Origin of the sequence: Paenibacillus sp. GSMTC-2017 (genome assembly GCF_016019935.1) — a bacterium.
Lineage (GTDB): Bacteria > Bacillota > Bacilli > Paenibacillales > Paenibacillaceae > Pristimantibacillus.
In genome coordinates this window covers 16764-39995 of record NZ_JAECMT010000004.1, presented here as the reverse complement: position 1 = coordinate 39995, position 23232 = coordinate 16764, and the positions used below count along the sequence as shown (strand labels likewise).

At 39.4% G+C, this 23232-nt stretch carries 27 protein-coding genes and 1 tRNA gene; 2 read left to right on the top strand and 26 right to left on the bottom strand.

Features of this window, described 5'->3' with window-relative positions; translation table 11 throughout:
* Positions 1-40: 40 nt before the first annotated feature.
* The 3 genes from rpsR to rpsF are packed head-to-tail and all read right to left on the bottom strand — an operon-like array spanning position 41 to position 1192.
* On the bottom strand, positions 41-322 hold the full coding sequence (gene rpsR, locus I6N90_RS16140) for a 30S ribosomal protein S18 (RefSeq protein WP_197936670.1): 282 nt from the start codon (positions 320-322) through the stop codon (positions 41-43).
* 25 nt (positions 323-347) lie between these two features.
* Entirely contained in the window at positions 348-872 is a 525-nt protein-coding gene (ssb, locus tag I6N90_RS16135) for a single-stranded DNA-binding protein (protein WP_197936669.1), read from the bottom strand.
* 35 nt (positions 873-907) lie between these two features.
* The gene (gene rpsF, locus I6N90_RS16130) at positions 908-1192 is read right to left on the bottom strand and encodes a 30S ribosomal protein S6 (RefSeq protein ID WP_197936668.1); all 285 of its coding nucleotides are present in this window, start codon (positions 1190-1192) and stop codon (positions 908-910) included.
* 224 nt (positions 1193-1416) lie between these two features.
* On the opposite strand from rpsF, the gene I6N90_RS16125 reads away from it, so the two are divergent.
* Positions 1417-1599: a YjzC family protein gene (locus I6N90_RS16125; protein ID WP_197936667.1), complete on the top strand. Its 183-nt coding sequence runs from the start codon at positions 1417-1419 to the stop codon at positions 1597-1599.
* Between the two features lie 465 nt (positions 1600-2064).
* On the opposite strand, the gene I6N90_RS16120 is transcribed toward I6N90_RS16125, so the two are convergent.
* The 16 genes from I6N90_RS16120 to I6N90_RS16045 all read right to left on the bottom strand — a co-directional run bounded on the left by I6N90_RS16120 (position 2065) and on the right by I6N90_RS16045 (position 15197).
* Positions 2065-2412, bottom strand: a complete 348-nt coding sequence (locus tag I6N90_RS16120; RefSeq protein WP_197937162.1) for a DUF805 domain-containing protein — start codon at positions 2410-2412, stop codon at positions 2065-2067.
* The gene (locus I6N90_RS16115) at positions 2406-2765 is read right to left on the bottom strand and encodes a DUF805 domain-containing protein (RefSeq protein ID WP_197936666.1); all 360 of its coding nucleotides are present in this window, start codon (positions 2763-2765) and stop codon (positions 2406-2408) included. The genes I6N90_RS16120 and I6N90_RS16115 overlap by 7 nt, the downstream gene beginning before the upstream one ends.
* An 87-nt stretch (positions 2766-2852) precedes the next feature.
* A complete protein-coding gene (locus tag I6N90_RS16110; protein WP_197936665.1) occupies positions 2853-3719 on the bottom strand; it encodes an STM4011 family radical SAM protein in 867 nt (288 codons plus the stop codon).
* On the bottom strand, positions 3716-5092 hold the full coding sequence (locus I6N90_RS16105) for an STM4012 family radical SAM protein (protein ID WP_232243058.1): 1377 nt from the start codon (positions 5090-5092) through the stop codon (positions 3716-3718). Before I6N90_RS16105 ends, I6N90_RS16110 begins: the two co-directional genes overlap by 4 nt.
* Positions 5093-5129: 37 nt before the next feature.
* Positions 5130-5915, bottom strand: coding sequence for an STM4013/SEN3800 family hydrolase (locus I6N90_RS16100; protein ID WP_197936663.1), 786 nt, complete (start codon positions 5913-5915; stop codon positions 5130-5132).
* Positions 5912-7150, bottom strand: coding sequence for an STM4014 family protein (locus I6N90_RS16095; protein ID WP_197936662.1), 1239 nt, complete (start codon positions 7148-7150; stop codon positions 5912-5914). The genes I6N90_RS16100 and I6N90_RS16095 overlap by 4 nt, the downstream gene beginning before the upstream one ends.
* 2 nt (positions 7151-7152) lie before the next feature.
* Complete coding sequence (locus I6N90_RS16090) at positions 7153-8001, bottom strand: STM4015 family protein (protein ID WP_197936661.1); 849 nt, start codon at positions 7999-8001, stop codon at positions 7153-7155.
* Positions 8002-8271: 270 nt separating this feature from the next.
* The gene (locus I6N90_RS16085) at positions 8272-9954 is read right to left on the bottom strand and encodes a stalk domain-containing protein (RefSeq protein WP_197936660.1); all 1683 of its coding nucleotides are present in this window, start codon (positions 9952-9954) and stop codon (positions 8272-8274) included.
* A gap of 172 nt (positions 9955-10126) precedes the next feature.
* A complete protein-coding gene (locus I6N90_RS16080; RefSeq protein ID WP_197936659.1) occupies positions 10127-11038 on the bottom strand; it encodes a hypothetical protein in 912 nt (303 codons plus the stop codon).
* 228 nt (positions 11039-11266) lie between these two features.
* A tRNA-Ser gene (locus I6N90_RS16075) sits at positions 11267-11357 on the bottom strand.
* A gap of 114 nt (positions 11358-11471) precedes the next feature.
* Positions 11472-12548: a hypothetical protein gene (locus I6N90_RS16070; protein ID WP_197936658.1), complete on the bottom strand. Its 1077-nt coding sequence runs from the start codon at positions 12546-12548 to the stop codon at positions 11472-11474.
* Positions 12545-13078: an RNA polymerase sigma factor gene (locus I6N90_RS16065; protein ID WP_197936657.1), complete on the bottom strand. Its 534-nt coding sequence runs from the start codon at positions 13076-13078 to the stop codon at positions 12545-12547. The genes I6N90_RS16070 and I6N90_RS16065 overlap by 4 nt, the downstream gene beginning before the upstream one ends.
* A gap of 112 nt (positions 13079-13190) precedes the next feature.
* On the bottom strand, positions 13191-13532 hold the full coding sequence (locus tag I6N90_RS16060; RefSeq protein ID WP_197936656.1) for a zinc ribbon domain-containing protein YjdM: 342 nt from the start codon (positions 13530-13532) through the stop codon (positions 13191-13193).
* A gap of 315 nt (positions 13533-13847) precedes the next feature.
* Positions 13848-14063: a DUF951 domain-containing protein gene (locus I6N90_RS16055; protein WP_197936655.1), complete on the bottom strand. Its 216-nt coding sequence runs from the start codon at positions 14061-14063 to the stop codon at positions 13848-13850.
* Between the two features lie 3 nt (positions 14064-14066).
* Positions 14067-14921 carry a mechanosensitive ion channel family protein gene (locus tag I6N90_RS16050; protein ID WP_332262465.1) on the bottom strand — a complete coding sequence of 285 codons (855 nt, stop codon included), beginning with the start codon at positions 14919-14921 and terminating at the stop codon, positions 14067-14069.
* 24 nt (positions 14922-14945) lie between these two features.
* Positions 14946-15197, bottom strand: coding sequence for a DUF3343 domain-containing protein (locus I6N90_RS16045; RefSeq protein ID WP_197936654.1), 252 nt, complete (start codon positions 15195-15197; stop codon positions 14946-14948).
* Between the two features lie 109 nt (positions 15198-15306).
* Here I6N90_RS16045 and yyaC point away from each other — a divergent pair, with 109 nt between their 5' ends.
* Positions 15307-15915 (top strand): spore protease YyaC, encoded by a 609-nt coding sequence (gene yyaC / locus I6N90_RS16040; RefSeq protein ID WP_197936653.1) that lies wholly within the window; start codon positions 15307-15309, stop codon positions 15913-15915.
* 23 nt (positions 15916-15938) lie between these two features.
* On the opposite strand, the gene I6N90_RS16035 is transcribed toward yyaC, so the two are convergent.
* From I6N90_RS16035 to mnmG, 7 genes are all read right to left on the bottom strand, one after another.
* Complete coding sequence (locus tag I6N90_RS16035) at positions 15939-16421, bottom strand: DUF4446 family protein (RefSeq protein WP_197936652.1); 483 nt, start codon at positions 16419-16421, stop codon at positions 15939-15941.
* 16 nt (positions 16422-16437) lie between these two features.
* Positions 16438-17610, bottom strand: a complete 1173-nt coding sequence (locus I6N90_RS16030; RefSeq protein ID WP_197936651.1) for an aminotransferase class V-fold PLP-dependent enzyme — start codon at positions 17608-17610, stop codon at positions 16438-16440.
* 107 nt (positions 17611-17717) lie between these two features.
* Positions 17718-18569 carry a ParB/RepB/Spo0J family partition protein gene (locus I6N90_RS16025; RefSeq protein ID WP_197936650.1) on the bottom strand — a complete coding sequence of 284 codons (852 nt, stop codon included), beginning with the start codon at positions 18567-18569 and terminating at the stop codon, positions 17718-17720.
* Positions 18550-19323 (bottom strand): ParA family protein, encoded by a 774-nt coding sequence (locus I6N90_RS16020; RefSeq protein ID WP_197936649.1) that lies wholly within the window; start codon positions 19321-19323, stop codon positions 18550-18552. Before I6N90_RS16020 ends, I6N90_RS16025 begins: the two co-directional genes overlap by 20 nt.
* A 109-nt stretch (positions 19324-19432) precedes the next feature.
* Positions 19433-20251, bottom strand: a complete 819-nt coding sequence (gene noc, locus I6N90_RS16015; protein WP_197936648.1) for a nucleoid occlusion protein — start codon at positions 20249-20251, stop codon at positions 19433-19435.
* Positions 20252-20613: 362 nt separating this feature from the next.
* Positions 20614-21339: a 16S rRNA (guanine(527)-N(7))-methyltransferase RsmG gene (rsmG, locus tag I6N90_RS16010; RefSeq protein ID WP_197936647.1), complete on the bottom strand. Its 726-nt coding sequence runs from the start codon at positions 21337-21339 to the stop codon at positions 20614-20616.
* 3 nt (positions 21340-21342) lie between these two features.
* Positions 21343-23229 (bottom strand): tRNA uridine-5-carboxymethylaminomethyl(34) synthesis enzyme MnmG, encoded by a 1887-nt coding sequence (gene mnmG, locus I6N90_RS16005; protein WP_197936646.1) that lies wholly within the window; start codon positions 23227-23229, stop codon positions 21343-21345.
* Between the last annotated feature and the right edge of the window lie 3 nt (positions 23230-23232).

Below are 23232 nucleotides of genomic sequence, written 5' to 3'. Positions count from 1 at the left end.
CCTCCGCGAAGAGGTCCTTTTCCTATTACTACCTAACAACCTATTCAGTTGTGTAAGGAAGCAATGCAATTTGACGTGAACGTTTAATTGCAATTGTCAAAGCGCGTTGGTACTTAGCGCTTGTTCCAGTTACACGACGTGGCAAAATTTTGCCGCGCTCGCTAATAAACTTTTTCAGCAAATCAGTGTCTTTATAATCAATGTTAGAGATTTTGTTAACAGTGAAGAAACAAACTTTACGACGTTTGTTGCGTCCGCCTTTACGTCCGCTGAATTTGCGTTCTGGACGATCGTCGCCGCTTTCTCTTTGCTTGAAGCTCATTGAAATCCATCCTTTCGTTCAAAAATTAAAATGGCAAGTCATCTTCAGAAATATCAATTGGGCGTCCGTCATCCTTGAAAGGATCACTGTCGTTCCTTGAATTATTCGATCGGTTACCGCCGCTGTTCCCGCCACCGTTATTAGAAGCATTACTGCCTCCACCACCATAGCTGCCCGCATTGCTGTTATACCCACTGCCACCATTATCCTCGCGTGGTGCTCCGCCTTCACGATTCGACTCCAAGAACCGGACATTGTCTGCAATAACTTCCGTTACATACACACGTTTTCCTTCGTTGTTCTCGTAGTTACGAACTTGAATGCGACCTTCAACTGCCGTTAAACGGCCTTTGCGCAAGTAGTTAGCACAGGTTTCTGCAAGTTGACGCCAAGTGACTACTGGTATGAAATCCGCTTCCTTTTCTCCTTGACCCGACGTAAACGGTCGGTCCACGGCTAAAGTGAATTGCGTAACTGCAACTCCAGCAGGTGTATAACGAAGCTCTGGGTCTTTCGTCAATCTGCCAATCAAAATAACACGGTTCAACATTTTTTCGACCTCCCCATTGAAAAATCCTAAGTGGATTAAGCTACGTCTCTAACGATCAACGAACGAATAACTTCGTCCGCAATCTTCATGATGCGATCAAGTTCATTCACAACTTCAGTCGTTGCGTTGAAATGTACCAGAACGAAGTAACCATCACGAAGTTTGTTGATCTCATACGCAAGACGACGTTTGCCGATTACGTTTGTTTTCGTAACCTCTCCACCGTTGGAGATAACGCCATTAAATTTCTCAACGAGAGCTTGAACGTTTTCTTGCTCAACGTTTGGATTAATAATGTACATTACTTCATATTTGCGCATATTGTTTCACCTCCTTTTGGACTAACGGCCCCATAACTGGAGCAAGGAACGAGCTTTCACTCGCATCTCTATACTATATCAAATTTGAATGCCCATGACAAGTGTCTACCCGCTTCATCCGTAATCTGCTAATCATGACAGCGCGAACTGTTGCCCATACTAAACCTTGGAGGAATGCTGACGAATACAGTGTTCGCTCCACTATTTAAACGGAGGTGCAGCATATGGGCGAGTTCACATTATTCTCTCCAGGCGACAAAGCGCCAAATGACGGCACGTATATTGAAGATGGCGTCAATTCTTTTCACATGGGTATCCAAAATCCGAAAAAAGTTCATCTTGAAAAGGGACAACGATTCCCAGATACGACGAACCATGAGCGCAAGTGGAAGAAGATGCCGAAATAATTTTTAAAGACAATGTATAAGAGCACATCATTCTGGCCATTCTAATTGTGACGGTGATAGAGAGGTGTGGTTCCGTTGGCCTATTCGGTGCAAGGATCTTCAAGTACTTCATTTCTAACACTCAGTATAGAAGCGAGGGGTTGTGCTAAAGACACTTGTCTGTAACACACATTCGAGCATATATTCTAGAGAACGTGCGAACGTATCTTAAATATTTGTGCTCATTAGGTTTTCATGACGCTTATGGCCGATAATTTCCGTATGACGAATGTTCATCTCTATGTTTTCACAATGCTTGTAGTGCGAATGATACTTTAATCCATCAACGTCACCGTCAAGAAAGAGGGCTCGCGAGAGCCCTCTTTTCTTTTTCATAACAACGAGCATATTCCTTTGTCTTCTTTTATAAAATAAAAAACGACCTCATATAAAGAGATCGTTTTTCTAATAATCTGATTTTATGTATTAGTACTGAGAAAATACCTTTGGATCTGGTCCATAATTGTTAATGCCGCTTTCTCCTTCGAGAATAGTGAGCACAAGCAATATGATTCCGCCCACGAATGGTACAAAACTTATGAGATACCACAAACCGCTGCGGCCTGTATCATGAAGTCTACGTACCGTCACTGCTAGTGTAGGAAGAAACAATGCAATACTATAAATAGCAACCAAAATGACAGCATACTCACTAATCAATGTTAAGCTATTTAGCAATAAAAGGACTAGTACATAAAATAAATTAAATAGGCTACCCCCGCGTAAAGTTTCTACTTTAGCTGGGGTAGCCTTTCTATGTACCTCTTCTAGTATTGACTAGCTGATCCTTTTGGATCTTCACCATATTCATTTGTACCAGGGCTGCCATCAAGGCAGAGAAACACTAACAGTACAATCCAACCTACAAATGGCACAAAATTGATTAAGAACCACCATCCACTTCGGTTAGTGTCGTGCAATCTGCGCACTAACACTGCTAATGAAGGTAAGAACACTGCAATCCCATAAATCCAATATAAGAACACTAAACTTTCACTAATGAATGTGAGTGAATACAACAAAGTACCTATAATAGCGTTGACTAGTACGAATAACCAATATTCCTTACGTCTTGCTCTACCCGTAAATGTTACGTAGTCTTTCAAGACCTTTGTATACCACGACACAGAAATCCCTCCCTATAGTAGAAATTTCAACTACAGGAGTATTTTATTGAACCCTGCTTATTTTTATGCATTAGTTATTTATTGTCATTACTTCAATCGTGTAATTGCAATGCGTTCAATCATTTTATCTCCATACACTTGTTCAAGCTGTAGCTCCGGCATATGAATGTAGCCAATATAACAATCACAACAATTCATACGGCATGTACGGCGTTTTGACAAACCTTCTAGTCCATCTCGATATAAATTCCCAATGACTTGTCGATCCTTATAGCAACGTTTAACACGTCCATCGCCTAACACATAGAAAACATCATACCCTGCATCACATGATTTACCCTTACTAATATAGTCCAAAGCATTTATTTGAAAGTGCGGGTCAATATTTTGCAGAAAAACAATATCCTCTTCAACATAATAGTTCGGTCTATCTTTGTATGCATTCACCCACATATAGACGTCTTTTGGAAGAGCCTTGCGTAGTGATAATAAAGGTTGAAATGCAGAAATTAAACCTACCGATCCAACGCTAAACGAAATCCCTTGCTCATATAACTTGTTACATTGCTCAAGAAATTTATCTTCAGACACCTGACCTGGATGATAAGTAACCCAAAACGTTGCTTTATCTTTATTCAACTCTGATGTCCAATCTAATCTGCCAGATAGATTAGTTTGAATTGCAACTTTGCTCACATGTTCCATATGCGATAATTCCGTTATTGCCTTACGATACCATCGATGAGTAAGACCTTCGCCATAGGGGTTAAAGAAGATTGATAACGAGTGATTGCCAATCCCCGCTTGTTCCCTAGCCCACTCTACAAAAGCTTCAATTTGTGCACGATCTTTAGCTAACGTCTCTGCACTATCTTTATTTTTGCTAAATGGGCAATAGGGGCAGTCATAATTGCAGGAGGTTAAGCTCCCACGGAAGTAAATTGTGGCCTTCATGCCAGCACGAAACTTTCCATAAGACTTCGCACCTCAGGAGAAATGAGCCAATCCCCAATTGAATCTGAGTATGCTAATCCCTCTTCTGTAAGTCTGAGTACACCGGATTCCAGTATTGCTAGTCTAGTGAGTAGCAACCTATTTAAATCAGGCTGATCTTCCAGTGGATTAGTGCCGAACCTCTCCACATATGAACTCAGCTCAAGACCCTCCGCATGCAATATTGCCTTCAGAACAAACCTCCGCTTGCGCTCTTCCCTATTTAAAATAAACCCGTAATCCGTTGTTGTATAATCAGATGTTGCCACATAATCAGCAATAATACTTTCAGTAGCACTGCGGCTTACTCCATATCGTGTTGCATAATGTACGTCAGCTGTATAAGAACGGGCACCACAGCCGAGACCAAGCATCCCTTCCTCTTGGCAACTATAAGGTAGCAGCTTTTTATCCAAGCTCACTTCTGGTTTTGCAAATCTTCTCATAGACGACTGTACATAACCCTCAGCAAGAAGTCTGTCACGTGCTGCAACATACAGTTCCATCCGATTATCGATTCCAATTTCTTTCATATGACCAGGCTTTACGATTGTGTGCTCTCGTGTATAAAGTGGATATAAAAATATTTCTTCCGGTTGGTACGATAATGCACGATCCAATGAATACAACCAAGAGTCAATCGTCTGCCCTGGCAAGCCATAAATTAAATCTAAATTGAGAATGGGGAAGTTATGTAGCTTCAATTGCTCAAGCGCCCGCTCCACCTCAAGTGGTTTCTGAGGACGGTAAATAGCAGCGGCTTCAGCTTCCACGAAGCTCTGAATGCCCATACTAACGCGGTCTACACCTCTACCCTTCAATACGAGCATTCGCTCGTTTGTTACCGTCTCTGGTGATGTTTCCACCGAAATAGACGCTTGTCCAGGTACCAATCCCATCGTATCTTCCGCTATACGAAATAAACGATCTAACTGATCAGATTGGAGCAGCGTTGGTGTCCCGCCTCCAATAGCAAATCTGGCGATGGGCTTTCCGCTTATAAAAGGTGCCCATTGTTTTGCTTGTCGTTCTAATGCATCAACATATTGTTCATGTACATTAGACCGCTTATCTGGAAGGGTAAATAAGTTACAAAATCCGCATCGTGCGCTGCAGAATGGTATGTGCATATATAGAAAAAACGTATCTACCGCTTCTTTTCTCCACAAATCTGCTAGCGGCAGTGCGTTCTCTAATTTTCGATAGGACATTTTGTGCGGGTAAGAATATAGATAAGAGCGATACGGTTCTGAAAGTAAATCTTCTTTCCACTTGCGAAGTTTTGCCTCATCTTCAATCCTGTTAACGGAATAGGAGGAATCTACATTATTCATCGGCTCACTCATCCTTTCCGAAGTTTCTTCTAAGCGTCTATACTATAAAGTGTCGATAAGGAACGTTCCAAACAACCTCATGAGCTAGCCGATGACCCTCGTAACCATCTTCACCATATGCTGTGCCATGATCTGAAAAAACCATACAAAATACAGGGCGTTCCCGCTGCTTCATCGTCTGAAACAACCTGCCCAGCTCTCCATCCACATACCGTAGTGCTGCACGTTGAGTTTCTATAGAATCTCGTTTGGCGCCAGGTACAAAATAATGATTGGGACCATGCATCGCTGATACGTTCAAAAACATAAACAAACGCTGGCTTGCGTCAGCCCTATCCAATAACTGAATCGCATGGTTAACTTGATGCTCAGTGGAACGTGGGTTTGTTACACCAAACGTCATCCTCCAGTAGCTCTCTTGAAAATAGGAAGGGAGCACCTTTGCCAATGGAACCTTTTTGCTGAAAAAAATAACGCCGCCAATACATATTGTTCGATACCCTTCTTGCGCAAGCCCTGATACGATATCTGGTGTATCAAATAACCACGTATGCGGGTGCGTTTTGAACCCGGTATTTTTGGAGTGAAACAACCGAACATGTTCGGATTTATTTGTATTTGCTGGTGTCGGTAAAAATCCCCCGAAAAAAGCATGGTGAGCCGCATAAGTAAAACTTCCTGGCGAATGTCGTTTCTCCCATGGTCCGTCTCCGCATAAATGTGGACAATTTCCCTCTTCCAGGAGGGCAACATCATACCGCAAAGTATCTAATGTAATCATGAGAATATCATGACTTCCCACAATTTCATTCATATTAATCATTGCACAATCTCCCTCTTGCCAATAGCTTTCTGCTGAGCTGCAATTTGCTTCATTTCCCACTCGTACGTATTGTAGCCTTCATAACTAACCTCATAAAGTAAATCGCCAAATGGATTTACATCTAATACATAAGGCTGACCCGCTCCTGCGCTCAAAGCAATGTCTATTCCTGCTACACTAGATTTAGGGAATGCTTGCAGCGTTCGCTCTGCACACTGCCTTATACCAATCTGCGCTTCTTGGGAAAGTCCTACATCATCGAAACTCATTCTTGTACTTTGCAAATGGAGATTCGTTATCGGTGTTGAACTAACTCTAGCCACACTATGACATGAACTACCATTAACAACTAATTGTCTTATATCGAAAACACGTTCTTGAAAAGAAGCTTTCGCCACCCATTGCTCCGCATGCGCCCCATGACTAAGAAGCCAATTAATGATCTGACGAATTGTCGAGCGATCAGTATAACGTTGAAGTCGCTTCACATTATAATATAGGGGCGGTTTCGCCATATAATTTTCTACACCAATAGTCGTAATGGCAATCTCAGCCCCTGTTTGAGGGTTAATCTGATAGGCCATAACACCACATGCACCAGATCCCGAAGCTTGCTTAAGAAAGATACGTGGCATTCTGCGTGTCTTCATAAGCTCACGTAATACGTCATAATCAGTAATAGCCTCAGGCTCACCAAGCCTCCTAGGCATTGGTATACCAGCACTAGACAACACATTATACGTTGCTCGTTTATCAAACATAATGGCTATGTCCTGAGGTGCATTCATCCAGTTCGGCTCCTCCCACAAACCTTTGGCTTCACGCGAAAGTTGTGCCAATAACCTCTTATATCCTCTAAACCACTGTGAGGGATGATAGAGCCGTCCCCGTTGTTCATGCATTATGAGTGCATTTTTCCTTGATATAGGTTGCGGATACTTCACACCGTATGAAGGCGATAAATCATCATCGTAGTTGAGAGCATCTGGTGCGCCATTAGCAATCAGCATTCGTTCTACTTCGAAGTTCTCACCTGGTGCGTCCAGCCGCAGCAGCGGCTTTGAGCTTTTATCAACGTTGTGCGCATCTATAAATGAAGTTAATGAAGAGTTACCTTGTAATAAATCTATATAATTCAATTCTAATGCGGGCGGCAGACCAAGCTTCAGCTTAGCAGACTGAAGCCCCATCGTTCTGCGATTACCCCCATTACCGATCAAAATCATCTCGTTCATTGTTATTCCGTTAATGAAGGATACCGATAATCCTCGTCATCATCATCATTTTTTTGTTGATCACTAACATCAACATTCAAACCTGTTTGTTTCCAACGTTCTACCATTTCATCAGACATATAGTGATAGCTTAAATCCAAGCTTTTAAGACCCTTAATCTTACTGCTTTTAATGAGTATCTCTGCTCCTTCATCTGATAACGTACCCATCGACAAATCAAGCGTGTGCAACTGATCTAATATAGGAGCATCCGCAACAGCGATTGCAATTTCATCTTGAATTTGGCTGTCTTTAAGGCCCAAGTACACTAGCTCAGGGAATTTTCCAGGTTCAATTAATGGAAGGATGTCAGAAAGCTCTCCATCGAATCCATAATCCTCAACACCCAGATATAACTCCAGTTTCTTCAAGCGCGGAAAACTACCATTTTGAATACTAGAAAGTACATCTTTACCTAGTCCTCCGCAAATAATACTTAATTGTTCTAACTTCTCATGTTGTGCTGGCTCAAGTTCAAGTCCTGTACTTCCCTTAATCGTAAGTGACGTTAGTTCAGGATAAGCAGTGAGTAGCGGCGCTAAATTAGATTGATTAATCCACGACACCTCACATTCCTCGTAAGACATATCCCCTATAAATAAGCTACGAAGCTTCGGAAAACTAGCATTTAATCGGACAAGTGCTTCAACGACCTCACTAGAGTCGTTCTCGTATGCTCCGCCCCAGTCACCAATAATAAGACTTTCTAACGTCGCGCTTGCTTCACTATTTGCGAGTTGCTCTATTAAAGCTACAATCTTTACATCTGCCTCGAATTGCTCATAATCTATCGAAATTTTAACCTCTGACAAAGTGATTCCTCCCCATTGTTATTCAAGTATTTAAGCAGTCCACTCTAGGAATATCATTCCAAATAATACCGCTAATGTACCATAAATGGCCTATCTATACAATGAAGGAAACTGTAGTCGAGTTGTAAAAAAACAAACCCTCTACCTATCGGTAAAGGATTTGCTTTTACTTTGGCTTTCAAAAAGCCTATTTTAGCAGTCAGATAGATGTTTGTCTCAATTTCTTTTCTTTAAACTTTGTTTATCATTTGTCTTAGACTTACACAATTCTTATAATTCATCATCAATACTTGTTTCCCATTTAAATGATGATGGCTTGGTTTCCTCATAGCTACTTATTATTGTACCCTCGTAATTATTCCAACTAAAATAACGTCTAGTTATTAAATCAACTTTTATATTAGGGTATCTATACCAGGAGTCATAATACCCACCGTCGAATTTCTTACTCGGCATAGCCTGGACAACCGCCCTACCTATACGTTCTTGATGGTCTTTTAATTCTTGTTTTACTTGGGCTCTTACGTCAGAAGTAATTTTATTGCTATATTTTACATCATAAAAGAAGCTTGATTCATATTTGACCATTATCCAATAATCATAAGCAAACAATACTGTATTGTTTTCGTAAATATCAAATGTAAATTTAGTTGTACCTAACGATGTATTCAATTCGCCAAAATTATTTTTAAGGTACTCCTTCAACTCATCTTTTGTAGTGGGCGTCCCGCTCAGGTCAGAATTAGTATTATTATTTGTATTTCCTGTTGACGTTGTTGTTGCTCTAATCAAATATCCATCCTTAAACTCTCCTTGCATAACAATGCTACCTGAGGGGGCGTACATAGTACCAAATCCGTTAAACTTACCATTTTTGAACTGTCCAACATATTTGCTCTTATCAGTCATAACGAAGGTACCTTGACCTTCTAACACACCTTTTACATGTTGCCCTTCATAATAAGTTCCATCTGACAATGTGAATTTCCCATGAATATCAGGCTTACCATTTCTAATCTCACCCTCGTATTTTGATCCATCATCCATAGTGTAAATACCTTTACCATTCGGAACACCATCCAGCAAATCACCTTCATATATCATTCCATCAAATCTAATACTGCCATAGTTTTGCGATTTTGATATTATATCTATTATCTCTTGTACTTCTGGCTTGTATTTGCTATCAACTACATTTATCTTATTTTTTGCAGAATCAAGAGGGGTAATTCCATAGGCATCTGTAACGTTTAAGTCAGCTTTAGCGTCAATCAATAATTTAACGGCCTGAGGGTTAGTGTATATAATAGCTAGATGTAAGGGGGAGTTTCCTAGCTCATTCTTTTTATTTGGGTCTGCTCCACCTTCAAGCAATGCCTCAACTACATCACTATTATCTGGTATTGCCCACTCTAATGGGGTCATACCTAAATAGTCAACGTAATCGGGGTCTGCACCTTGTTTCAATAGCTCTTTTACTTTATTTACATCATTATCAAGTACTGCATTCTTAAGTTTTAATTCTATAATTGTATAAATTGTAATTACTCTCTTATCACCATCCCAATAAACATCTCCGTTTGCACTTTCTCCAATAAATCGCAATGGTACAAAAGTACTTCCATTAATTATAGTTGGTGCGACTTCAAGACTTGCTGATTTTCCATTTATTGTTGCAGTTTTATTGCCAATTTTTAATTGAATATTTAAGTCACTTTTATTACCCACAATCGATTGCGTTTCTTGGTCCCAAGTAATACTAAAACCAAGTTTTTCAAATATCGTTCTGAACGGTACTAATGTAGTGCCTTCCTGAATTATTGGGGGAACATTAAAGTTTAGTTTTTCCCTATCAACTATTATTTCAATCGACTTTCCAGCAAAAACATTCGTAGGAAATATTATTAACGTTACCAGCATAGAAATAAGCAATAATGACTTCAATATTTTCATGACATTTCTTCCTCTCAATCTATTTTTCAACTAAATACATAATAAGATTTATATACACTTTTTAAATTTTGTTATATTTATCTCCGTTTAGTGGATGAACTAGTTTATTGCAATTTGAAAAACAAAAAAATGAGATTTTCGTCTATGATCACATCATCTTTTGATTTCTGCTCTACTCCGTTTCATTTGCATCTGAGACGGAGAACATCATGCCCATTGTGTCCAAATACATGATGCTGTAACGTATTTCATTAAACTCTACCTCTTCGTCCAATGTTGAGAGATCAACATCTTCCCCCATTAGTCCAAGTTTAGCCAAAAGATTTCCTCTTTCATCTGCAGTAATGGTAGGGTCCGCAGCAGTCATAAGCATTCCCATTGTAAAAATTATATCTGCTCCAGATGCTGTAGTACCGTCGCCTTGTCCAATCATCGTCAAGTCTCGTACTGTCTTATCGTCTTTGTTAACGCTACCGATAAGAGCAATATAATCATTTAACATAACATTAAACGCATCTTGGGCTTCTCCATCGCTTACTACTATGTCATCGATTTTTAGTTCCGATTGAAACTCTACTGCTGCACGATTAAATGCTGTTTTGAACTCTGCAGCAGATTCGAAAATTTTCCCTTTACCTTTCGCAGCTTCTTCTGCCGCTTGTTTTGCAATAGCTTCCTCTTCGGCTTTCTTTTTATCTGCTATAGCCTTCTTTTCAGCTTCTTCTTTTGCTTTTGCGTCAGCTTCTTCTTTTGCTTTTGCGTCAGCTTCCTCTTTTGCACTAGCTTCCGCCTTAGCTTTTTCTTCGGTTGCTACCTTAGCTTTTGCCTCAGCCTCTTTTTTCGCTTTAGCATCTTCATTTGCAATTGCTACAGTAGTACCATCTTTAATTTCCTTTTTCACATCATCAGGAACTGAAGAAATGATGCACACAATAAACAATACTAATGAAATGACCGCAAATAGCGCTGTTTTACTACGAGAAAACGGTTTCTTTATAAACTTTAGAAATACTGATGGATTGATGATGGCTACAAACAAATAGAGTGATATTATTAAAAAAATCAAACCAAGAATTTCAAACACGTCTTATTCCTCCTAAATTTTAACTTGCCATAATTTCTATTATATTATCAATATGAGTAATTAGATACAAAAATTTAGGTATTAAGTCTTACTATCTTCCGATGAGTGTCATAGATTTCAAGATTATTTAGGACTAATTTATCTATATAATCCATAAATGGGAAAACAAAAAAACCTTCTACATAGATCTATGTAGAAGGTTTATGAATTACTTAATGGTTATTAGAATGGCGGAGAAGGTGGGATTCGAACCCACGCACGGTTTGACCCGCCTAGCTGATTTCGAGTCAGCCCCCTTGGGCCTCTTGGGTACCTCTCCGCGGCCTGTGACACAAAATTGATTGTATCATATTGTGCATAGTGAACGCAACAGAACTTTTACAGTGACTAATAAGGTTATGATAGCTTTTTTGTATTTAAAATCTAATCCCTACTACGCCTCTACAAGCTTATTTGATCCCTGTTTGTAAAGGTATTTCTTAATAGACTTTTGAGCACCATATGAGCGTACAGTAAATGAGTTATCTACTTCAGAGAAGACTAAGACGTCATCCTTCGTTAATCGAAGTGTTTCCCTCATAGGGGCCCATTCTAACTTCTCATTCACTTTTTTAAACACATAGATTTGATTCCCTTTTACAGTCGCCACGATTACTTCTTCTAGTCCGTCACCATCTAAATCTTGTTCATAAGTTTTAGATATTAAATCAAAATTAAGATAGTAGCTTAGCTCTCCATCATCATTTTTAATGTACATCGAACATTTTGTTGTTTTTACAGCCATACACTGCCATGTAGTTTTTATGACAGACTGACCAAACACCTTAGTCATACTAATTTCTTCATTGTCTATAGGACCATAAGACCCTTGATAAACAACACTATCCCCTGTTGCTTCTCCGAGAACTAACCCCGTATAACTTACAAGTTCATTATTACCATATTTATTAACCAATGTTTTTTCTTCTCCGGGATATCGATAATGAACTAATACTCCAATGCCTTCTATTTTCTTTTGATTTATTATTTCCACACTTTTGATTGGTACCCCATCCATGTATGACTCATCTGGATCCAGTAATGGATTAAAGGTATTGAATATCCCAGGAAGTATAAATGGATCATTATTTGATCCCATGTCACCACGCTTCCACTCTTTCGCTTTTAAAACTTTGTATTCAATGGGATACTGCTTTTTACCATTTACGTCTGTAACGACATCCTCTTTTGGTTTAGTTACTTCATTAATTGTCGCTTTATTACCGCCCAGCCCACTACTACCCATCGATTTTGTACTGTCTTCATTATTGTTTCCATTTATAAATAGTAATCCAATAATTAAACAAGCCATAACAGCAACCGACATAAATCCAGTTACATTAAGACGATTCCTTCTTCTAGGTCGATCTACATTTTCCAAAATAGTACGTTTCATCTCTTCTGTAAATGCTGATTCCTTAAGTGATCCTCGCTTCACGATATCGACCCATTCGGATTTATATTCACTCATTCGTATGCTCCCTTCCATCTTCGTTCTACCCCTTTACGAGCTCGATGCAACCTAGACTTAACAGTGCCTTCTGAAACATCTAGCAACTGTGCCATTTCTGTCATCGTTAAATTATGCTCTAGCTGTAAAATGATCACTTCTCGAAGTTTAGTAGGCAAACTCATTATAATGTCCCATATATCTTTTGCAGACTGCTCTCCCATAAAAACCATTTCAGCCGACTCTGCTCTGTTGTCTGATTTAACCCATTCGAACAATACAACTCGTCTCATATAACTAGACTTCATTTCATTAATAGCCATATTCCTTGTAATCGATAGTAACCAAGTTTTCATTGAAGATTGCCCTCTAAACGATTTGATGTTATGGAATACTTTAATAAAGACTTCTTGGGCAATATCCTTCGCTTGCTCCCGATTTCTAGTTATTGCATAAGCGTATTTCCAAACATCATCACCATACTGTGTCATCAAATTGTATAACTCTGTCTTATCCATGCTTTCCATATACGCAGCATAGTGAATTTCCATTTCATCACCTCCACCCTATTAGACAGTAGTGATCATCCATAAGTTCCCTTTTTTATTTGTAGCACAAAAAAACCCGCTTCTTACGATTAAGATGCGGGTCTTACTTATACTTTTATATCTTTTTTACAAACTCAGACTTCAGCTTCATAGCGCCAAACCCATCGATTTTGCAATCAATATCGTGATCACCTTCAACCAAACGAATACTTTTTACTTTTGTTCCGATTTTGACAACTAAGGAGCTGCCCTTTACTTTCAAATCTTTAATGACAGTAACTGAATCTCCATCGTTTAACACATTTCCGTTAGAATCCTTAACTACCTTAGCAGTCTCTTCGTTTTCTGTAGCCGATTCTGTCGTCCATTCATGACTGCATTCTGGGCAAATAAACAAACCTCTATCTTCATACGTATATTGTGAGCTACAGCTCGGACAAGCAGGTATAGTAGACATGTAATCATGTCCTCCATTTCGTAGTTTGTAAAATAATAATTACTGATTAGTCATATATCCATACAATCTCATAAAAGTCTAACACGTTTACCCACCTTGTTCAAACTACTCATACATCTCATTTATATATCGATGGTATTCATTTATTATAGAGATTGCAATAATACGTATCTACCTTTAGTTTTAATTTACAAATATTACAATTTATATTGTTTTTGATCCTTTCTACTTCCTCTTAGAAACACAAAATAACGACCTCTTATGAGATCGTTATTCTTCATTTCATTTATAAGTTCGTTCGCTTTACTTCACCTATTATTCTAGTGTTGCTGTCGCATCCGGGTTAGACCTTAACACCTTTTTCATGTTTTTCTCAAACTTCATTCTTGGGATGAGGACACTGTGCTTACAACCTACACATTTAATTCGAATGTCCATGCCCATTCTTATAATTTCCATTTCATTCGTTCCGCACGGATGCTGCTTTTTCATTTGTACGATGTCGCCCAGTTCAAACTGCTTCCGTTCCATCCATTATACCTCCTCATATGATCGTTGGTAGGTAACCATCTTGGGATAAGGAATTTCGATGCCGTTCTGATCCAGAGCATCTTTTATTTCTTTATTCATATATCTTGCAACAAACGTATGCATATTCGGGTTACATTCGGCTATTACTCGTATCGTTACTGCTAATGCAGCGACTAACTGTACACCTAGCACATCGGGTTCTTTTACAAGATGTTCATGCTTCAATTGTTTCGTCGTTTCTCTAATGATCTCCATTGCTTTGTTTACATCTGCTTCGTAAGCGATTAGCACATCTACCACTGCAAGCGTATTGTTTATGGAGAAGTTGGTTACTTCATTAATCATACCATTCGGGACGATATGTATCTCGCCAGTCCAGCTTTGAATTTTAGTTGTACGCAAACCAATAACCTCGACCGTACCTTTGAATTGCCCCGTTTGAATAACATCTCCTACTGCAAATTGGTCCTCAAGAATAATGAAAAAGCCAGTCAATATGTCCTTAACCAAGCTCTGAGCACCAAATCCGATAGCAATTCCGGCTACCCCTGCTCCTGCAATTAACGGACCAAGGTCTATGCCTATCGCTGATAGAACAATCATTATAACGATAAAATAAAAGGCATATGAAATGACATTTTTCATTAGCTTTCCAACAGTTGTCATTCTGCGAGCATGACCTGGTGATTGTTTACTCGCTCGATTGATGACGAAACGATCGACAGATTTATGGACAAGCCATACAACAAATCTTCCGATTAGTAAAATTAATGCTATTCTAAGAGCCGAATAAGCAAATGCTTGCCATGTATCGGGATTTTTAAGCCATTCTAATGTTTCATTGTATATTGTTATCACTCTGGATCATCTCCATCAGCACCATCATTTTTGTTTATCTAGCTCTAGCTGTTCGTAGCCTTGTTCAACTGGCTTGAAGATGCCTCTTATTTCTACGTTTTCTTGTTCAATCACATCTCGAACGATCTTTAAATCTTCTTCAGGAAAGTGAATGGATAACGCACAACCTGCCGTTATTTCCTTTGGTGTCGGACAGATGTCGATTTCGACTTCTGCATATTCCAGCAGCATTTCTGCACGAAGAGCTTGTTGTGTTGAGTCGAACGCAATTAGCATGACACCCTCCTACTAGTTTGTCCCTCTATATTTTTAACAGACAGGAACGTATAAAATGGTTGTCCCATCCATATACTAGTATCATATAAGCGCTTTTGGGAGGGATTATATGAAACTACCATTTATGAGGGATGTTCCGTTTAAGCTGCCTTACACCACCAGCAACATTATTGGTCTACTAGTGAATCGTTTAACAGGTTTTTTGCAAGATATACCTACCAACCGCCCTATCGTTGTCGTCTGTATCGGAACGGACCGTTCTACTGGTGATGCACTTGGCCCACTCATCGGTACATCTTTATTGAAGTATAGAAGCCCTCATTTTCATCTATATGGGACTCTAGAGAACCCTGTACATGCAATGAATTTAGAAGAAACACTTCTTGAAATTAATGATAAACATGCTTCACCATTTGTAATTGGAATTGATGCTTGTTTAGGCCAAGTTGCAAGTGTAGGATGTATTCAAGTTGCAGAAGGACCCGTTCGGCCTGGTGCTGGCGTGAATAAAGATCTCCCTCCAGTGGGTGATATCCATGTTACTGGTATCGTCAATGTTGGTGGATTCATGGAATACTTTGTTTTACAAAATACAAGACTTCATCTCGTGATGCGCTTGTCCGAAATCATCGCTACTAGTTTATTCACTGCAATAGCGAACCACATTCATATTTCCTCAACTGTAAGGGATCAAACCGCCGCTTCTGACCATAAATAATTGAATTTAAGCAGGTTAACCTTTTATTTCGCTTCTTGTATTGATTTCTTTTCTTCTGGTGTTAGTGGATATGGTGATTCACCCTTCTCCACCGGCTTTGCGTATACATAAGTACTTTCTCTACTATGGAGCCCAGAAAACACTGCCCCATCCTTCTCATCATTAACGATAGCAATTGAGAAGCTAAGTTCACTGCCACCATCCGAAAAAGCATTGTATCGATGGATGCCGATCTTGCTCTTCAACTTCGGCAACGTTGCCTGCATCGTTGCCAATTGTTGTTGGAGTTGCTCTGTCTTTTGTCGTTGCGATTCCAGATTGTTCTTGAGCTCAATAACTACTTCCTCGATATTAGTAACCCCTGTGTCACCCATTACGGCTACATATTGTTTTCGTAACTTCTTTAATCTACTTCCGATTACAGCCATTCTTATCATTAAAACAACTACCAAAACTGCCATAATTGCAGCCACCACATTAAAGGGTTCCAAGTACCATTCGTTCATGTCTTAATCCCATCCCCTACAAGCTATATTGCTGCGATATTTCTTTTATGGCTATTAGTAATGCATCTACTTCTTCCTCTGTTGTAAATACCCCTACGCTTGCACGTACCGCTCCAGTTGCTACCGTCCCTGCACTTACATGAGCTAATGGCGTACAGTGGAAACCAGCTCGTACAGCTATTTTATAATGCTGATCCAATATAAAGGACAACTCTGAAGGATCAACTCCATCTACATTAAATGCTACTATTCCTGTTCTTGGCTCTCCTAATGCTGGTCCGAGAATTTGTACATTTTCATGTTTGGAGAGTCCCTCCATCAACCGTTGCGCTAATCCCCATTCTTTAGCATGGATCTTTTCTACCGACTCTTCTAGCACGTATTTAACGCCCGCCTGGAGCCCCGCTAAGCCAGCTGTATTCTGTGTGCCTGCCTCATACCGATCAGGCCTTACAAGAGGCTGGTGAGGCGTTTCTGATTGACTACCAGTGCCTCCGTGCAATAAAGGTTCTAAATCAATTTCGGGGGCTATATATAACCCTCCCGTTCCTTGTGGACCTAACAATCCCTTATGTCCTGGGAATGCTAACATATGTATACCCATGGCTTGTACATCTACTGGAATGATTCCCGCACTTTGTGCAGCATCAACAAGCAGCTTTACACCATGTTTTTTCGCTAGCTCACCAATCTCAGCTACAGGGAGAATTGTACCAAGCAGATTAGAACTATGATTAACGATGATTAACGTTGTACGTCCTTGTATCGCTTCCTCTATCTCATCTACTCTTATCTTTCCCTGCTGATCCGTTTCAATGTAACTAACTTCAATTCCGATCGTTTGTTCTAAATAATGAAGTGGTCGTCTAACGGAGTTATGTTCAACTGTCGTTGAAATAACATGGTCTCCTGGCTTAAGCCATCCTTTGATTGCCATATTTAACGACATCGTAGTATTTGAAGTAAATGCAATATCATTTGGATTTTTAATATTAAACAATTTAGCTAGTTGCTTACGTGTATCAAACAATATACGACTTGCCCTAACAGCCATAGCATGACTGCCTCTACCAGGGTTAGCCCCATCATTTATTATCGCATTCACAACTGCATCTGTTACTGCCTTCGGTTTCGGCCATGAAGTTGCTGCATGATCTAAGTAAATTAACCCTTGCTCTTCTGTGTTCATAATTTGCAGACTCCTTTCCGGTAGACATTAAACAACAATGGCATATCTTAGTTTAATCCTTCATCAGAAAGATTACAACTTAGATATGCCATTCGATTCAAACTATTTTAAGCAAGCTTTTGTAGCAATTCCAACAACCGCTCCAAGTCCTGCTTATTGTAATATTGTAATTCAATTTTCCCTTTATCTCGTTGTTGTTTGATCTTAACCGTTGTTTTAAAACGTTCCCGTAACGTCTCTTCCAATTGGTCAATATAGGGATCTCTTTTTGTTTGTTTCTGTTGTTTTTGTTGCCCTGTCCCTTTTGTATCCAACTTTTGAATGGCGTCTTCTAATTCACGAACACTCCACTCAGATGTTACAGTTAGATTAGCTAACTCTCTCTGTACATCTTGATCCTTCACTCCTGCCAAAGCTCTTGCATGACCCATCGAAATTGTTCCACGTGAAACATATTCTTTAATCTCATTTGGGAGACTTAGCAATCTTACGAAGTTTGCAATGTGTGAACGGGATTTACCTACTTTAAGGCTTAACTCTTCTTGCGTTAATTTAAACTTATCCATGAGTGCTTGGTACGCAATTGCAACTTCCAAAGCGTTAAGATCCTCACGTTGTAAATTTTCAATTAATGCAATCTCCATAACTTGCTGATCTGTAAAGGTTCTTACTACTGCTGAGACTGTCGTATTACCACAATACTGCGACGCACGGAAACGTCTTTCACCAGCTATGATTTCATAACCTTTAAGTACAGTGCGTACGATAATGGGTTGGATGATACCATGTTGCTTTATCGATTCAGCTAACTCTTTGATCGAATCTTCATCAAAGGTTTTACGAGGCTGATATGGGTTTGGTCTAAGTTGCGAAAGTGGTATCTCGATAACTTTATCATCGTCATTAACAGAAAGAGATGGAATTAATGCATCTAACCCTCTACCTAGCCGCTTGCTCATACATGATCACTTCCTTCGCAAGTTCAAGATAAACTTCTGCACCTTTGGACTTTGGATCATATGTGATAATTGCTTGACCATGTGACGGTGCCTCGCTTAAACGAACGTTTCTCGGAATAATTGTTTGATACACTTTTTGTTGGAAATACTTCTTAACTTCTTCGATAACTTGTATGCCAAGATTAGTTCTTGCATCTAACATTGTGAGTAGAACGCCCTCGATTTGCAACGTAGTATTCAGATGTTTTTGTACTAATCTTACTGTATTCAACAATTGACTCAAACCTTCAAGTGCATAATATTCACATTGAATTGGAATAAGCACAGAATCTGCAGCAGTTAATGAATTAATTGTCAGTATACCTAAAGATGGTGGACAATCAATTAATATATAATCAAAATCATTTTTCACCATTTGCAATGATTTCTTCAACCTAAGTTCCCTAGAAATAGTTGGTACTAACTCTATTTCAGCACCTGCAAGTTGTATAGTAGCTGGAATGATTTTAAGACCAGGAACACTCGTTTCCACCATAGCATCATTAGGATGTACATCATCAATAAGTACATTATAAATACAATTAGGCACGTCTGCTTTGTTAATACCTAATCCACTTGTAGTATTACCTTGCGGATCTATATCGACAAGCAGTACTTTTTTACCTAATGAAGCAAGACACGCAGCTAAATTCACAGACGTTGTCGTTTTACCGACGCCGCCCTTCTGGTTGGCAATAGCAATTATCTTCGACAATTCAAACTCACCTCATAAGTGAAACTTTTGTACAAATGGCATCGCCGCCTTCACAGAAGGCGGCATAAAGTCGGCATAGAATTTGGTATAAAACGAAGTCGAAACAATGCTATCGTTTAGGTATTTGAATCACGATTTCGTAATGATCCTCATGATCCTTTTCATTTGTCTTAATTTGCAGACCAGAACCTGATACCATCTCAATAGACTGTCTTATTGTATTCAGAGCAAGACGAACATCCTTAGTGAAGGAAACTCGCTTTGCCTTTTTTAATTTTGTAGATTCTTTCAAAAAAGCAATACGAACTTCCGTCTGCTTCACATTGAGCTCTTTAGTAATAATTTCTTCTAGTACTTTAAGTTGTAATTCTTCTGAATCAAGAGATAATAATGCTCTTGCATGCCTCTCTGTTATCTTTCTTTCCATTAATGATATCTTAATAGACTCTGGTAACATGAGCAAGCGAAGTTTATTGGCAATGGTTGATTGACTCTTGCCAAGACGTTGTGCCAAGCTCTCTTGAGTAAGCTGATGCAACTCTATTAATTTTTGATAAGCGATTGCTTCTTCAACTGCTGTTAACCCTTCACGCTGCAAGTTTTCGATCAGAGCAATTGAAGCTGTTTGTGAGTCGTTAAACTCACGAACAATTGCTGGAATTGTATCAAGACCGAGTTTAGTAACAGCACGGAAGCGGCGTTCACCAGCTATAATCTCATATCTGTTATTGCGCACTCGAACGACGATTGGTTGAATAACACCATGCGTCTTAATCGTCTGACAAAGCTCATCGATCCGATCATCGTCGAAAACAGTACGTGGCTGAAAAGGACTCGTATCGATGTCTTGTAGAGGTATTTGACGTACTTCTTCTTGCGGCGTGCGCTGTTCGGTTAAACCGAACAAACGAGAAATTTGTTCTTTCATATCGATTACTACCACCCGATCATGTGATAAATCTAAAGCTTTGCTGAAGACCATGCGCGTTCATCACAATTCCTCACGGTCATAATTCGCTACAACATCTGTCAGCTTAGACTTCTTTCGAAAAGAAAGACCAGCTCATCCCTGAGAGGAAATTCCATCAGACAAGCGCTAGCGACTTCAAACAAAGACAAATAATGAAATTCGCTTCACGATAAAATATAAGTTATACATATTGGATACCTATATTTTCTTGTATTTATTATCTAATTCGACTTGCTTCGATTGAACTCCTGCTTGACAGACTAAATGCTAATGGAAAAGATGTGATTATTTATTGAAGATTGTTTCACGTGAAACAATCTTCACTTAACCAGAGGTTGCTTAATAGGTGTTCCTGCTTTTCGCGGGTATTTCTTAGGCGTTCCTTCATACTTCTCTACCAAAATAATATGTCGCTCCGATTGTTCATTCGGAAGATGAAGCATATGTTGCGCTTTTATACGCCCCTTCAATTCACGAAGACTATATGATGCCTCACTTACCTCTTCATCCGACTTAGAACCTTTCATCGCTGCAAAAAAGCCCTCTTTACGCACAAACGGTAAACAAAACTCGTTTAATACACTTAATCTTGCTACAGCTCTTGCCGTTACAAGATGATAGCTATCACGATGTTGAGACATACGTGCAACATCTTCTGCGCGCCCATGAACACACTGAACATCAGAAAGTCCTAATTGCTTCGTCAATGCTGTCAAAAACTGAATTCGTTTATTAAGGGAATCAACGATTAATACTTGAAGATGAGGAAAACAAATTTTTAGCGGAATGCTGGGGAAGCCCGCTCCAGAGCCAATATCAGCAAGTCTCTGCACTTTGCTCATATCTGTAAAAAAAGCAAGTGATATCGAATCGAAAAAGTGTTTTTCATAGACTGCATCTCGCTCAGTAATACCAGTCAAATTCATTCGTTCATTCCAATCAACCAACATCTCGAAATACATTTCGAATTGTTGAAGCTGACCTGGAGAAAGGGTAATCCCTTTCTCCTTCAACTTTTCTATAAACCATTGTGTTGTCATATCCATAAGTTATCCTCTAGCCGCCCTAACACGATTGTAATGTTCTAAATGTACAAGAAGAATTGAAATGTCAGCTGGAGTAACTCCAGCAATACGAGTTGCTTGACCTATAGATAATGGCCTAATGACGCTAAGCTTTTGCTTCGCTTCATTAGCAAGACTTTTCACCTCATCATAATCGATATCATCAGGTATACGTTTCTTTTCCATTTTATTTAGTCGTTCAACCTGCAACAATTGTTTATCGATGTAACCTGCATATTTAATCTGAATTTCGACTTGTTCCTTCATGTCATCTGTTAATTCCAAAGGAGAAGGAGTTACCATTTCAAGATGAGCATAAGTAACTTCCGGTCTGCGAAGTAGAGACAAAATATCCATACCTTGCGATAACTGTGTTGATCCAGCAGCTGTAAGCATAGCTTCTACATCATCCGGTTTAATTCTTGTATTACGAAGACGTTCAATCTCTTGTTCAACAAGTTCTTTTTTCTGCAAGAACTTATTGTATCTTTCTTCCGTTATCAATCCGATGTCATATCCAATAGGAGTAAGTCTAATATCTGCATTGTCATGACGCAGCAACAAGCGATATTCTGCTCTTGAAGTTAACAAGCGATAAGGATCATTTGTCCCTTTCGTTACTAAATCATCAATCATAACGCCGATATAACCTTCTGCTCTACCAATAATAACCGGTTCTTTCCCCTGCACTTTGCGAGCGGCATTAATTCCCGCCATCACACCTTGACCTGCAGCTTCTTCATAGCCAGATGTTCCGTTAATTTGTCCAGCTGTGAATAAACTATCAATCACCTTCGTTTCAAGTGAAGGCCACAGTTGAGTTGGTTTAACTGCATCATATTCAATTGCATAACCTGTACGCATCATCTCAACATTTTCCAAACCTGGAATTGAACGTAATATTCCTAATTGAACATCCTCTGGCATACTTGTGGATAATCCTTGCACGTAGTATTCAGAAGTGTTTTTACCCTCTGGCTCTAAAAAAATTTGATGTTTCGGCTTATCTGCAAAACGAACAATTTTATCTTCAATGGACGGACAATAACGAGGTCCTGTACCTTCAATTGCACCTGAGAACATTGGAGCACGGTGAAGATTGTCATTTATAATTTGATGTGTTTGTTCTGATGTATACGTTAACCAACATGGCAGCTGTTCATTATCCGAAGATTCTGTCTCATAAGAAAAGAATTTCGGCTTCTCATCACCTGGTTGAATTTCTGTTTTAGAGAAATCAATCGAATCTTTATGCACACGTGGAGGCGTGCCCGTCTTGAATCTAACAAGCTCAAGGCCATTCTCCCGCAAGCTCTGTGACAACCTTAAAGACGGCTGCTGATTGTTAGGGCCGCTCTCATAGATAAGTTCACCCATAATAATTTTTCCACGCAAGTAAGTACCAGTTGTAACGACTGTTGCTTTTGCACGGTATTCTGCTCCGGATTTCGTAACGATTCCCACACACTTACCGTCTTCAATGATAAGTTCTTCCACCATACCCTGTTTAAGCGTCAAATGGTCTGTTTCCTCAATTGTTTTCTTCATTAAATGCTGGTATTCGAACTTATCTGCTTGTGCACGAAGTGCATGTACAGCAGGACCTTTACCTGTGTTCAGCATACGCATTTGAATAAACGTTTTATCAATATTCCGTCCCATTTCCCCACCAAGTGCATCGATCTCACGAACGACATGACCTTTTGCAGGACCTCCAATAGACGGATTACATGGCATAAAAGCAACCATATCCAAATTGATCGTGAGCAGCAGCGTCTCACAACCCATTCTAGCTGAAGCAAGTGCAGCTTCACAGCCAGCATGTCCCGCACCAATAACGATAACTTCATATTCGCCTGCCAAATATCCCATTGC

What these genes read in the sequence shown, in the direction of transcription:
- rpsR (WP_197936670.1), bottom strand. Translation starts at nt 322, where the DNA reads ATGAGCTTCAAGCAAAGAGAAAGCGGCGACGATCGTCCAGAACGCAAA.
- ssb (WP_197936669.1), bottom strand. Translation starts at nt 872, where the DNA reads ATGTTGAACCGTGTTATTTTGATTGGCAGATTGACGAAAGACCCAGAG.
- rpsF (WP_197936668.1), bottom strand. Translation starts at nt 1,192, where the DNA reads ATGCGCAAATATGAAGTAATGTACATTATTAATCCAAACGTTGAGCAA.
- I6N90_RS16125 (WP_197936667.1), top strand. Translation starts at nt 1,417, where the DNA reads ATGGGCGAGTTCACATTATTCTCTCCAGGCGACAAAGCGCCAAATGAC.
- I6N90_RS16110 (WP_197936665.1), bottom strand. Translation starts at nt 3,719, where the DNA reads ATGAAGGCCACAATTTACTTCCGTGGGAGCTTAACCTCCTGCAATTAT.
- I6N90_RS16105 (WP_232243058.1), bottom strand. Translation starts at nt 5,092, where the DNA reads ATGAATAATGTAGATTCCTCCTATTCCGTTAACAGGATTGAAGATGAG.
- I6N90_RS16100 (WP_197936663.1), bottom strand. Translation starts at nt 5,915, where the DNA reads ATGATTAATATGAATGAAATTGTGGGAAGTCATGATATTCTCATGATT.
- I6N90_RS16095 (WP_197936662.1), bottom strand. Translation starts at nt 7,150, where the DNA reads ATGAACGAGATGATTTTGATCGGTAATGGGGGTAATCGCAGAACGATG.
- I6N90_RS16085 (WP_197936660.1), bottom strand. Translation starts at nt 9,954, where the DNA reads ATGAAAATATTGAAGTCATTATTGCTTATTTCTATGCTGGTAACGTTA.
- I6N90_RS16070 (WP_197936658.1), bottom strand. Translation starts at nt 12,548, where the DNA reads ATGAGTGAATATAAATCCGAATGGGTCGATATCGTGAAGCGAGGATCA.
- I6N90_RS16065 (WP_197936657.1), bottom strand. Translation starts at nt 13,078, where the DNA reads ATGGAAATTCACTATGCTGCGTATATGGAAAGCATGGATAAGACAGAG.
- I6N90_RS16060 (WP_197936656.1), bottom strand. Translation starts at nt 13,532, where the DNA reads ATGTCTACTATACCTGCTTGTCCGAGCTGTAGCTCACAATATACGTAT.
- I6N90_RS16055 (WP_197936655.1), bottom strand. Translation starts at nt 14,063, where the DNA reads ATGGAACGGAAGCAGTTTGAACTGGGCGACATCGTACAAATGAAAAAG.
- I6N90_RS16045 (WP_197936654.1), bottom strand. Translation starts at nt 15,197, where the DNA reads ATGCTAATTGCGTTCGACTCAACACAACAAGCTCTTCGTGCAGAAATG.
- yyaC (WP_197936653.1), top strand. Translation starts at nt 15,307, where the DNA reads ATGAAACTACCATTTATGAGGGATGTTCCGTTTAAGCTGCCTTACACC.
- I6N90_RS16035 (WP_197936652.1), bottom strand. Translation starts at nt 16,421, where the DNA reads ATGAACGAATGGTACTTGGAACCCTTTAATGTGGTGGCTGCAATTATG.
- I6N90_RS16030 (WP_197936651.1), bottom strand. Translation starts at nt 17,610, where the DNA reads ATGAACACAGAAGAGCAAGGGTTAATTTACTTAGATCATGCAGCAACT.
- I6N90_RS16025 (WP_197936650.1), bottom strand. Translation starts at nt 18,569, where the DNA reads ATGAGCAAGCGGCTAGGTAGAGGGTTAGATGCATTAATTCCATCTCTT.
- noc (WP_197936648.1), bottom strand. Translation starts at nt 20,251, where the DNA reads ATGAAAGAACAAATTTCTCGTTTGTTCGGTTTAACCGAACAGCGCACG.
- rsmG (WP_197936647.1), bottom strand. Translation starts at nt 21,339, where the DNA reads ATGGATATGACAACACAATGGTTTATAGAAAAGTTGAAGGAGAAAGGG.
- mnmG (WP_197936646.1), bottom strand. Translation starts at nt 23,229, where the DNA reads ATGGGATATTTGGCAGGCGAATATGAAGTTATCGTTATTGGTGCGGGA.